Here is an 11306-nt window from a genome sequence, read left to right on the forward strand (position 1 = left end):
CCTGCGTTCCGCATAATTCGCGGCGCCTAGAGCATTGATTCGTGCTGTGGCCTGGGGAAATGCGGCTGGATACGCCGTGGGGGCGTGTCTCTAGGCGTGGGGGTTGTGGCTGGTCAGCGGGTTTCGGGGGTGAGTTCGACGATCTTCTTGGGTGCGGGGATGTCGAGCTTGCCCAGCAGGTCGCGCTGGGTGCGGGTGAGCTCGGTGAGCTGGCGGAAGGTGCCGGCGGGGCCGGTGAAGGTGCCCAGGTGGAGCCGGTCGAGTTCGCGGCGGATGGTGGGCCAGGTCGTCCCGGTGGTGGTCTCGGCGATGCGGATCAGCAGCAGGGCGAGCCAGCACAGGATGACGTGGGCGCGGATGCGTTCTTCGAGGCGGTGGTAGACCGGGCGGAGGTCGAGGATCTGCTTCATGTCCCGCCAGCCGCGCTCGACTTCGAGGAGTTGCTTGTAGCCCAGCGCGATGTCCTCGGCCGAGAGTTTCGGGTCGCTGCAGCGCAGGAGGTACTTGCCGTCGAGGTTCGCCTCGGCCTTGGCCTTGGTGGCGTCGATGCGGAGCTTGCCGGCCGGGGTGGTCCGCAGGTAGCGGTTCAGGCCGGGTTTGGCGGTGATCTTCCCGCGCAGTTCGCCGCGTTTGTAGTCCGACAGGGCGTCGCTGTCTTCGATCAGTTCGCTCAGCTGCGCGATCAGCTGGGTGCGGATCGCCGCGTCCCGGGTGGCGCCTTCGGGGTTGTGGCAGATCACGAAGCGTTCGGACTCGGAGACCTTCACCTCCTTGACACGCATGTTGTGCGCGATGTCCTGGTAGCGGCCCTGCCGCGAGAGTGCGGCCTTGATCTCGGGTGAGTTGGAGCGGAGTTTCTCGCCGATGATGTAGTGGTGGTCGCCGGAGCGGAGGTAGCGGCGGTTGGCCGCGGAGGCGAAGCCCCGGTCGGCGACCCACACGATCTTGGACAGGGTCCAGTCCCGCATCTCGTCCTTGACCTGGCGGATCAACGCGGAGTCGCCGGTGTTGCCCGGCCAGCACCACACCCGCACCGGGATCCCGTCACGGGTCACCGCCATCCCGATCACGATCTGCGGCAGGTCGTCGCGGGAGTCCTTCGACTTCCCCCAGGTCCGAAACCCGCGCATGCTCGCGCCGTCGCCGTCGCCGTCGCCGTCGCCGTCGCCGGTTTCGGGGAGGGGGACGCCGTGTTCGTCGCGGGCGACGGGCAGGTCGGCGTCCTCGAGTTCGAAGTAGGTGCTGGTGGTGTCGAAGAACAGCAGGTCGACTTCGAGGTTGAGCAGGTGGGCGGCGGAGTCGAAGACCTGCCGTTCCAGCTTCTCGCGTATCTGGTGAAGCCAGTCCATCGCCCGGTAGCAGGCGTCGTCGTCGATGCGGTCCAGGCTGTCGATGTGCACGTCGTGGTTGACCCACTCGGCGGCCGCCAGCTTCGAGGACGGGGCCAGCGCGCGGTTGGCGACCAGCGCGAACAGGGCACGTTCGGTGGCCTTGACGTTGCGTGGACGGCCCCGGCCACGGGTGCCCAACGCGGCCACGATGCCCGGGAGTTCCAGCCGGTGCCACAGCTGGTCCAGGAGATACGCGCCGCCGAAGGGACGGGACTCGACGAAGTCCAGCTCCGTGTTCGCCTCGGCGGTGGCCGCCAGCGCGGCAGCCGGATCGAGGAGCTTGGACAGCGAGCCGACCAGGCGGCGCACCGCGTCGGTGTCCAGCTGATCCTCACGGCCGAAGCCGTACAGCAGCTTCGGCACCGACCGCCCGGCCGCTGCGTCCCAGGTGTTGTGGGCCAGGTGCAGGTAGCGGACAGTACCGCTCTTGGTCTTCCGACTCGTCGTCTTCACATACATCGCTCTAGACCATACACGCCTGAGCCATGCAGTCAATGACTCTCAGATCGGATGCGTTTCTCTAGGAAGCTCCAGGCCGTGTGGCATCACCGGACCAGCTGACCAGGCACTTCACCACATCGGACCCTCTAGACCAGCCGAATTACGCGGAACGCAGGATGCCAAGCCATGCTGCAAAGCTCGCGACGCGAGCCGGGGTAGACCGCTGAGCTCGAACGATGCCTGCCACCGTATTCCTGACCGCCGGGCTGTGACGGGCTTGCTGCGGTGCCAACTCCCTGGCCCGGAGCAGGCTTCGGAAGGCAGTGCCCGGTTGGCCGGTCCAGAGCTGTGCAGAGGCGAGTTCGGCGTGGTGATGTGCCGCGCGACTCGCGGGCCAGTCACGCGGCACGATGATGCCCCTGGCCACATCGAGCGCCTGAGCGTAGTGGTGCTGATCGATCAGCGCGCTGGCGTGGTGTACGGCTACGTTGGTCGGGCCGAACGTGAGCCAACGAACCTGGTGGATCTCGCCCGTCTCGTCGGCGATCCGCCGCGCGGCGGCGATGTGCTCCTCCGCCTCTTCGGCATCCCCTGCCCGTGCGGCCAGGACAGCCGAGCCGAGGTGGAGTTGGCCAGTGATCGCGGCGCGCTCGAAGCCTGGAACAGCCTGCGCCACCACCTGCCTGCCGGCTTCGGCCAGACGCATACCGGTTCGGTACTGACCGGCACGCAGGTATGCCAGTGAGCGGAGGTACTGACGAGTGCCTGCACTAACGGCATCCGATGCTCGTTCCGATGCCCAGGCCATCCGATCGAGGGCGATCGACGAAAGGTCCTGGAACCCGAGTTTCGTGGCGGTGTCGTAGGCGCTGCGGTAGCTGCTGGCAAGTGCGGACCACAGCTGATCGTCGGCCGACGTATGTGCCGCAGCAGTCGTTTCGGCAATCAGCCCTGGCAGCTCGGATGCCGCCGTGTGCAGGTTGCCGGAGCGGATGAGCGTACACATGCGGTCGGCATGAGCGACCAGCTCGATCCCCGGCCGGGTGGTGAACTCTGGATCCGAGTCCAGGTCGTAGAGATCCAGTGCCTCGCGAATCGGCTGGATCAACCCGTCGAGCTGGTCTTGGCGCAACTGTTCAAGATAGGGCTGGCCGGTGAGGTCCCCCACGCACACCGAGAGCGCTCTCGACAGTGAGGCAAGCACGGCAGGGCTGGCAGGCTTCGCTCCCTGCTCGATCTGGAACATCAGACTGTAGGAAATCTTGGCGCGCTCGGCGAGTGCACGCTGGGTGAGGTGGCGCAGCTTTCGATATGCGGCGATGCGGGCGCCGACACCGTCGGGATCAGGGGAGGGCATCGCGGTACCTGCCTGGGATCGATTGCCGAGAGTGCCGACGATACCGCCCTCGGTAGTCAAGGTGGGCCCTCTCGATAGTGCTGCTCTGGACTCATCGAGCTGTGCTTGCTTCGATGGCGGCATGCCAACCGATCGAGTGCTCTACCTGCTGGGCTCCGCCGCACCCCCGGTGCTCGACCTGCAGCCCGTGATCGAGCGGGCTCAGGATGACGGCTGGAGCGTATGCCTCGGACTGACAGCAACGGCGGCGGACTGGTTGGCCGACAGCATCCCGGAACTGGAGCGCCTGACCGGGCATCCGGTCCGGAGCAGGTACCGCCGGCCCGGCGAGCCGGACGTTTGGCCTCCGGCCACGGTCGGGCTGGTCGCGCCGGCGACATTCAACACCCTCAACTCGTGGGCGCTGGGCCTGACGACGTCGTTCATCGTCGGGTTCGCGGCCGAGGCGATCGGCAAGGGGATTCCGCTGGTGACGATGCCGTGCGTCAACTCGGCGTTCCTGGCCCATCCGCAGTTCGAGCGGAGCATCGCCGACCTGCGCGGTGCGGGCGTGCACGTGCTGCTCGGTGAGGGCGGCTTCGTCCCGAACGAACCGGGGCAGGGGCGGCCGGAGACGTACCCGTGGGCTGCCGCGCTCAGCGCGGTGCGGGCTGCGGCCGGCTGAGCCGGCAGATCGGACGGCCCGCCAGTCTGTCGCATGACGGAAGGTCGGATAGAGCGACGTCTGAGGAAGATTCGCGCAGTTCAGGAGCTGGAGGAGCGGGCTGTGGCGTTCCTGGCAGCCTGAGGCGACGGAGTCCAAACTGGCACCGCAACGCACTGGGCGCTGCACGACCTGCTCGCTCTCCCCTCCGCCGGCTGAGAGGCATCCGATGGGACTGGACATCACCCCTGCGATCGAAGCCGACGCCGAGACGATCGCCGAGATCCTCGGCGAGATCGAGGAGTACTACGGCGGGGAACGAACTGCGCCGCCAGTCGTCGATGTGCGCTCGGCCCTGTTCGGGGAGTGGCCTGCTGCCCGAGTGCTGTTGGCGCGCAGCGGTGGCCAGGTCGTCGGCCTCGCTTCGGTGAGCCGCCTCTGGCCGGCGGCCGGGGCCGACGTCAGCCTCTATCTGAAGGAGCTGTACGTCAGGGCGTCCAGCCGACGTCAGGGTGTCGCTCGCGCGCTGATGCTGGCTGTGCACAACGAGGCTCGCGCGGCCGGGTGTTCGCGAGTGGAGTGGACCGCTGACCGCGACAACCCGTCGGCTCTTGAGCTGTATGCCGCGCTCGGTGTCGAGCCCCACGATGGGAAGGTCTTCTACCGCTCGACCATCTGACAGAAAGGAGCTGCGGTGGCGATCGAGGCTGGGCTGAAGGCTGTCGTGCGTGACCCGGAAGCTGTGCTGGCGCGACTGGAGACGCGGTATGGCCCTGGGCGGGCCGAGGTTTATCAGGACACCTACTACGACGCTCCGGCTGGGCTGCTCGCTCAGGGCGACCGGGAGCTGCGGATTCGTACCGTCCATGCGGCCGATGACACCCGGACCCTGCTGACGTACAAGGGCCCGCGCGTGGATGAGGCCTCCGGCTCCAAGCCGGAACACGAGACCAGGGTCGAGGATGCCGCTGCTGCTCAGGAGATCGTGCGCGCTCTCGGGTACGTACCGGTGATCGCATTCGAGAAGCGGTGCCGGAACTACTCGTTCAAGCAGGACGGGCGTGAACTGCTGGCCACGCTCGTTCGGGTTCCCGAAATCGACGGCACATTCATCGAGGTGGAGACACTCGCGTCGGACGACGAATTGGCGGCAGCACTGGCCGTTGTCCGTGATCTGCTCGTCGGCCTCGGCATCGACGAGGCTGACCTCACCACCGAGCTGTACACGGATGCTGTGGCCGCTGCCCGTTGACGTCGATCAGCCGACTGCGCGCCGGCGATGCTCAGCTGCGCGAGAAGTCGGCCAGGCCGACTATTCGGGCGAGCTCTCGAAGGCCGGCGGGGCGAGCGGGGCCCGCCCCGAGATCCGAGACGATCGCAACTGCCTCCGTGTGATGGCGCATCCATGCCGTTGCGGTCCGGTGCAGCCGCTCCAACGTCGCCACCGCGCGTGCGGCATCACCGAGATCGGCGTACGCGCGGGCCACGTCAAGGAGTAGCCAAGTGCGCCATGAGAGGGGCGTTTCGGCGCTCAGGCGTATGCCACGGGCCAGGCTCAGCGCTTCTTCCGGGCGGGCGTGCTGGACGGCGAGGCGAACGCGCTCGATGCGCACCGATGACCGACTGAAGATGCTGTAGAGCTTGCCGTCGGCGACAGTCGGCAGCCGTGCCAGGTGACCGGCGGCCTTCTCCGCTGTCAGCATCATCTCCGAGGCCCCGGCATAGTCCCCGCTGCGCGCCACGCTGGTCGCCGCCGACATGACCAACCCGCCCCAGACACGCATGGCTTCGGCGCTGGTGGCATGCTCGCGCTCCAGGCCGTCGGCTGCGTGCACGGCCAGGTTCTGGGCGTCGTCTAGCCGGTTCTGACGTTGGTAGGCCCAGGCGATCGAATTGCAGACCATGGCTGACAACAACGGGTCCTCCGCTGCGTCAGCGGCGGCTATCGCGCGATCGAGGCTCGACAGGCTCAGGTCCGTCTTGCCGAGGCGAATGGCCAGATGGCCGCCCAGCTGGAGTGCCTTGCCCAGGGCGTGTTGACCTGCGAGCCGATCCTGGCCGCGCCCTACCGCAGCAATCAGTCGGGCATCCGCGATGATCCCGGGCAGCAGTTCCATGACCCTGCCGAACTCGGCGTCGTGGTACAGGGTCCAGGCATCCGAGATCTCCGCGCGCAGCAGGGGCAGCGACAGTGCGTCCGCTCCGTCAGGCACCTGAGGTGGTGCGAACAGTGGTGGTGTGATGGCCCGTCGAACGGCGACCAGGCCGGGAGGTTCGGCGTCGCCGGTCGAGGGGACTGCGGGCGGGTCGCCCAGGAGTGAGGTGAGTTCCACGCCCAGGCCCTTGGCGAGAGCATGGAGTGTCGGAAGTCGCGCGGAGTGCTTCCGCTTTTGCTCCAACTTCCTTACCACATCGACGGATACGCCGGACTTCTCGGCGAGTTCTTCTTGCGTCAGATCACCCAATCGGCGTATGCGGGACAGCCGATCCCCAAGGTGCTCGTTCACCATGAGCCCGACGGTACGCCCCTCCTGGGCCATAGAAGGGCAGCAAGTGAGCGACAACGTGAGTGACAGCCCGGACGAGATCGAGGAGGCGGCGCGCCGGCTTCGCGCCGAGCTGGTCGAGGAGTTGGCGCGTGACGGCTCGCTGCTGACCGCGCCGTGGCGGGACGCGGTGCTGGCGGTTCCCCGGCACACCTTCCTGCCGTCCTTCTACGCCGCCGCCGACGGTCCCGACGGCATCACCCGGTACGCCGCCGTCAGCAAGGATGCCGACACCGGCGCCTGGCTGAAGCTGGCCTACGAGAACACGACCTGGGTGACCCAGCTCGATCACGGTGCCACCGGCCCCGACGGCGAAGCCGTCAGCGGCACGCCCACCAGCTCTTCGACGCTGCCCGGTGTCGTGGTGCGGATGCTCGAGGACCTCGACGTTCCCGACGGTGCGAGGGTGCTCGAAGTCGGTACTGGCACCGGTTACTCCACCGCCCTGCTGTGCGCCCGGCTCGGGGACCGGTGCGTGACCAGTGTGGAGCACGACCCGGTCCTGTCCGCCGCTGACGCCGAACGGCTCGCCTCCATCGGGTTCCGGCCCCGGCTGATCGTCGGTGACGGTGGCAAGGGCGATCCGGCAGGAGCGAAGTACGGGCGGATCATCGCCACGTACTCACCCGGCCACGTCCCGGCCGAGTGGCTGGAGCAGGCGGTGCCCGGCGCCGTCATCGTCGTCTCGCTGGTCGGCAGCCTCGACGCCTACGGCTACGTGAAGCTGCACGTGGGCGACGGGACGGCGCAGGGGCGGTTCATCAACTCCGAGGTCTCGTTCATGCTCTCCCGCGAGACCCGGCGGCCGGTGATCGGCCCCCTGATGCGCGCCGCCATCGCAGCCCGAGGCAGCGCCGCGGGCCTCGAAACGGCTGTCCGCCCCGAGACGCTGGACGACCCGGCTTTCCTCTGGGCGGCGCAGCTCGCGGCGCCCGGTACGACGCGGCTGCGCCTGTCGGCCGACGGTGTCTCCGGCCAGTGGTTCTTGCACACGGACGGATCGTGGGCGGTGCTGGAATCCTCGGCCGACGGCACCGTCCGGGCCTGTCAGGGTGGCCCCCACCCGCTCTGGTCCACGCTGGAAGCGGTGGCCACGGAGTGGTTGGCCAACGGACGTCCAGGGCTCGACCGCTACGGGCTCACCGTGACTCCGGAGGCGAACACGGTCTGGCTCGACGACCCTACCCACGTCGTCGGAACACTCCCGGCCGACTGAGCACGGGGTCGGGTGAAGGGCTGGCCGGGCTTGACCGGCTCTGCGACTGGCTGCCCTCCTTCAGCCGTCGAGGCTGTCGAGCGCGGTTTCGGCGTAGTGGGGCCAGGCGTGGGCGTGGGCGACGGGGACGGCGACCCAGTCCTTGAACGGGCGGTGCTTGCCGGAGGGGTCGAAGAGTTCGGCTCCGGGCAGGGCAAGGGCCTCGGCATGGGCAGGGGTGCCGGCACCCAGTCGGAAAGCGAGCAGATCGCCCTTGAGGCAGACGAATGCCTTGCCGCGGGCCTTGAGGCCGCGTTTGCCGAACATCGCTCCGGCGGTGGCACCGTGTGGCGCGAGGTCGGTGGCGATCTCGTCGAACAGGTCGTCAGAGGTCATGGGCCGGGTCCTCGCTCCATCGAGTTGAAACGTCTCGTGACATCCAATCGGCACGCCACCCGCCGGTGCCAGCCCCGTGATCCTTCTGGGATCCCCTCAGGGACGGTTCAGGGGTGAGTCGGGGGCGCACCCGATACCCGGTCCTCCGGTGACTGAGCAGGATGGTCACGTTGCCGAGACGACGAGAAGGCAGGGAGAAGGACGAATGACGGGTGGAATCGCGCGCCGCTTGCTGCTAGCCCCGGTGCGCCTACTGGACGTGCGCCAATCCGGTCTGCTCCGACTGCCGTTGGGGTTGGTGATGTCCCTGGCGGCCGTCGCGCTCTGGTTCGACCTCCTGGTGCGGGGGGTCTGCTTCCCCCTGGCCCAGCCGGACACCGCGACGTCCTGGGGCGGCCCCACCATGGCCGGCGCCTGGTTCGTCCACTTCGCCTTGCTGGCCGTCTTCGTCCTCGCCCTGCACGCTGCCGCTCTGGCCCTCGGCCGCAAGACCCCGCAGCGCTGACCGCGAAGCTCTCCGGGCTCTGCCGAAACCGGTCTAGCCGGAGTGGCGGAAGCGGTTGCGGTACTCCGTCGGGGTCGTGTTGAGCGTGCGGCGGAAGGCGCGGATGAGGGTGTCGGTGGTGTTGAAGCCGCAGGTCGAGGCGATGCGTTCGAGGACGTCGTCGGTGGATTCGAGGCGGTTGCGGGCCACTTCGACCCGGGCCGACTCCACGTAGGCGGCCGGGGTCAGGCCGAGTTCGGTGCGGAAGATCCGGGTGAGCTGGCGTTCGCTCACGTGGGCCCGGGTGGCGAGGTCGGCGACGGTGAGCGGGGCGGTGAGGTTCTGGGTGATGTAGTGGCGCAGGTCGTCGATGCGGCGGGTGGTCGACACGGGAAGCCCGAGCGGGACGCTGAACTGGCTCTGGCCGCTCGGGCGCTTCAGGTACATCACGAGCTGCCTGGCGACGCCGAGCGCGGCCGCTTCGCCGAAGTCCTCGGCGACCAGGGCGAGGGAGAGGTCGAGGCAGGCGCTGATGCCCGCGCCGGTCCACACGTTCTGATCGCGGATGAAGATCGGATCGGCGTCGACCTCGATCGACGGGTGCTCGGCGGCGAGCTGGTGCGCGGTGGACCAGTGGGTGGTGGCGCGCTTGCCGTCCAACAGGCCGGCGGCCGCCAGGATGTGTGCTCCCACGCAGACGGAGGCGATGCGCCGGGCGGTGGCGGCCAGGGTCCTCACCCGCTCGACCACGGCGGGATCGGTGAGGGCGCGGATGCGGCGCTGCTCGTCGACCTCCACCGAGCCGGGCACGATCAGGGTGTCGATGCTCCTGCCCGAGAGCTCCTCGAACGTGGTGTCGGGCAGCAGGCGGACGCCGGCCGAGGTGGTGACGGGATCCATGGTCTCGGCCGCCAGCAGCACGTGATAGCCCGTCCGGTGGTCCATCTCGCGTTGCAGGAGCGAGAAGACCTCCGGCGGGCCGGTGACGTCCAGCAGGTCGACGCCGTCGAAGAGGGTGATCACGATGCACCGTCTGATGCTGCTCATGGGTCTCCGTCGGGGCAGGGGGCGGTGTCGGTCGGGTCGGTCGGTGATGTCTGGATCTGCAAGTTGGATGACATTGCCGACATGCTGAGGCGATCGTAGCGTTGCTGGTGGCGGCCACCGGTGTGAGTGGTGCGGCCATCCACACACACCGAGCCGAAGAGGGTGCAGCCATGCCTACGACGTCTACGACGACCCTGCGTGAACTCAACGGATTCGATCAGACGCCCGCCTCGCTCTCCGGCGCGACCCTGATCCTGATCGACTACCAGAACACCTACACCCGGGGCGTAATGGAGCTGGCGGGCTGGGAAGCCGCCCTCGATGAGGCTGCCGCGCTGCTCGCGGCAGCGCGGCAGGCCGGGGCCACGGTCATCCACGTCGTCAACGACGGTGGCGAGGGCACCCCGTACGACGTCCGGGCCGAGATCGGCGGGATCCACCCACGCGTGGCGCCGGTCGAGGGCGAGGCGGTCGTGGTCAAGAGCGTGCCCGACGCGTTCGTCGGGACGGACCTGGGCGAGCGCGTCGATGCGGCCGGCAGCAAGGACGTCGTCATCGCCGGCTTCATGACCCACATGTGCCTGCTCGCCACCACGGCCGGTGCGTTCCTGCGCGGCAACCGGCCCACCGTGGTCGCGGACGCCTGTGCGACCCGGGCGCTGCGCACGACCGTCGCCGACGTCTCCGCCGAGCAGCTGCACCACGGCGCGCTCGCGACGATCGACGATCTCTACGGAGTCGTGGTCAGCTCTGCCGCGTCCCTGGGCTGACCAGCAGGAGCGGCACGGCTCAGGTCGCGAGGAAGGCGAGCACCAGGCAGATCGCGATTCCCCCGAGCACCTTCAGCACCCAGCCCAGCGGGTTGCCGATCCACCGCTCGAAGGTGTCGAGCGGGGTCCTGCCGAGGCCGAAGAAGGCGAACAGCGCTATGGCGAGCCCGCAGCTGAAGAAGCCGAAGCAGATCATCAGCAGCAGGACGTTGCCGAGGAGGGCGTGCGTGCCGGCGGGGGTGCAGGTGCCGGTGGGGGTGCAGCTGACCTCGATCTGCTGACCGTGCCGGTCCGAGCCCTGGTCCTTGAGCAGGGCCAGGCCGCCCCGGGTCATCGGCGCGGCCGACGGCGGGGTCACCTCGCCGTAGCAGTTGTAGTTCGTCGAGCCGCGGCTGCCGGGGTGGCCGGTGCAGGGGCCGATGTGCATCTGCCCGGACGAGCCGCTGAGGCCGGCGGACATCCGGACGTCGCGGACGGAGCCGGCCAGGCCGTAGTAGCTGGGGGCCGCTATCGCCGCGCCGACGAGCAGGACGAAGACGAGCAGCGGGATGTTCATCCGCTCGTTCGCCTTCGCGCGTGCCCGGCGCCGGGGTGCGGGCGAGCTCTTCTTCGACGAGGAAGGCGAGGTCCGCTTCGGGGCCGCGGAGGGCGCCGGCTTTCCGGGCGATGGTGTTTTGGCCGCCGGCTTCTTGGCGGGGGCTTTCTTGGCTGGTGACGTCTTGGCGGGTGCCTTCTTGGCAGGCGGCTTCGGGGCCGTGGTTTTCGCTGCCTTGGCCGGCGGCTTCTTGGCCGGTGCCTTGGCCGCTGCCTTCGCTGGTGCCTTCGCCGTGCCTGCCATCTCGATCCCCTGTGGTGCGACTGCCGTCCGAGGCGGTCCCGGGCAGGCGGTGCCGGTCAGGATATGGCCTGGTGGGCAGGCGAGGCAGCGAAGGGGATGCAGAAGGGGATGCAGAAGCGGGGGGGGGGGGGGGGGGGTCCCCCCCCCCCCCCCCCCCCCCAACCCCCCCCCCCCCCCCCCCCCGACCCCCTTCCTTCC

At 68.8% G+C, this 11306-nt stretch carries 12 protein-coding genes; 6 read left to right on the forward strand and 6 right to left on the reverse strand.

Annotation, left to right across the window (positions count from 1 at the left end; translation table 11 throughout):
• Window positions 1-113 precede the first annotated feature (113 nt).
• Together AC060L_RS26785 and AC060L_RS26790 are read right to left on the reverse strand one after the other, a co-directional pair.
• Window positions 114-1850, reverse strand: a complete 1737-nt coding sequence (locus AC060L_RS26785; RefSeq protein ID WP_483799747.1) for an IS1634 family transposase — start codon at window positions 1848-1850, stop codon at window positions 114-116.
• Window positions 1851-1992: 142 nt separating this feature from the next.
• Window positions 1993-3249, reverse strand: a complete 1257-nt coding sequence (locus tag AC060L_RS26790; protein WP_483801493.1) for a helix-turn-helix domain-containing protein — start codon at window positions 3247-3249, stop codon at window positions 1993-1995.
• Between the two features lie 61 nt (window positions 3250-3310).
• On the opposite strand from AC060L_RS26790, the gene AC060L_RS26795 reads away from it, so the two are divergent.
• From AC060L_RS26795 to cyaB, 3 genes are all read left to right on the forward strand, one after another.
• Entirely contained in the window at window positions 3311-3853 is a 543-nt protein-coding gene (locus AC060L_RS26795) for a flavoprotein (RefSeq protein WP_483801494.1), read from the forward strand.
• Between the two features lie 208 nt (window positions 3854-4061).
• Window positions 4062-4511, forward strand: a complete 450-nt coding sequence (locus tag AC060L_RS26800; protein WP_483801495.1) for an N-acetyltransferase family protein — start codon at window positions 4062-4064, stop codon at window positions 4509-4511.
• A gap of 15 nt (window positions 4512-4526) precedes the next feature.
• Entirely contained in the window at window positions 4527-5084 is a 558-nt protein-coding gene (cyaB, locus tag AC060L_RS26805; protein WP_483801496.1) for a class IV adenylate cyclase, read from the forward strand.
• A 31-nt stretch (window positions 5085-5115) separates the two neighbouring features.
• Here the strand turns inward: cyaB and AC060L_RS26810 are convergent, their stop codons facing one another.
• Window positions 5116-6342: a helix-turn-helix domain-containing protein gene (locus tag AC060L_RS26810; RefSeq protein WP_483801497.1), complete on the reverse strand. Its 1227-nt coding sequence runs from the start codon at window positions 6340-6342 to the stop codon at window positions 5116-5118.
• A 43-nt stretch (window positions 6343-6385) separates the two neighbouring features.
• Here AC060L_RS26810 and AC060L_RS26815 point away from each other — a divergent pair, with 43 nt between their 5' ends.
• The gene (locus AC060L_RS26815) at window positions 6386-7594 is read left to right on the forward strand and encodes a methyltransferase domain-containing protein (RefSeq protein ID WP_483801498.1); all 1209 of its coding nucleotides are present in this window, start codon (window positions 6386-6388) and stop codon (window positions 7592-7594) included.
• 60 nt (window positions 7595-7654) lie between these two features.
• Here AC060L_RS26815 and AC060L_RS26820 read toward each other — a convergent pair whose 3' ends face one another.
• On the reverse strand, window positions 7655-7969 hold the full coding sequence (locus AC060L_RS26820) for a hypothetical protein (RefSeq protein ID WP_483801499.1): 315 nt from the start codon (window positions 7967-7969) through the stop codon (window positions 7655-7657).
• Between the two features lie 205 nt (window positions 7970-8174).
• On the opposite strand from AC060L_RS26820, the gene AC060L_RS26825 reads away from it, so the two are divergent.
• Window positions 8175-8474, forward strand: a complete 300-nt coding sequence (locus AC060L_RS26825; RefSeq protein ID WP_483801500.1) for a hypothetical protein — start codon at window positions 8175-8177, stop codon at window positions 8472-8474.
• Window positions 8475-8507: 33 nt separating this feature from the next.
• On the opposite strand, the gene AC060L_RS26830 is transcribed toward AC060L_RS26825, so the two are convergent.
• Window positions 8508-9500, reverse strand: coding sequence for a GlxA family transcriptional regulator (locus AC060L_RS26830; RefSeq protein ID WP_483801501.1), 993 nt, complete (start codon window positions 9498-9500; stop codon window positions 8508-8510).
• 170 nt (window positions 9501-9670) lie between these two features.
• Here AC060L_RS26830 and AC060L_RS26835 point away from each other — a divergent pair, with 170 nt between their 5' ends.
• Window positions 9671-10270, forward strand: a complete 600-nt coding sequence (locus AC060L_RS26835) for an isochorismatase family protein (protein WP_483801502.1) — start codon at window positions 9671-9673, stop codon at window positions 10268-10270.
• Between the two features lie 19 nt (window positions 10271-10289).
• On the opposite strand, the gene AC060L_RS26840 is transcribed toward AC060L_RS26835, so the two are convergent.
• Window positions 10290-11108: a hypothetical protein gene (locus AC060L_RS26840; protein ID WP_483801503.1), complete on the reverse strand. Its 819-nt coding sequence runs from the start codon at window positions 11106-11108 to the stop codon at window positions 10290-10292.
• Window positions 11109-11306: the final 198 nt, after the last annotated feature.

Source organism: Kitasatospora sp. NEAU-69, from assembly GCF_057158765.1.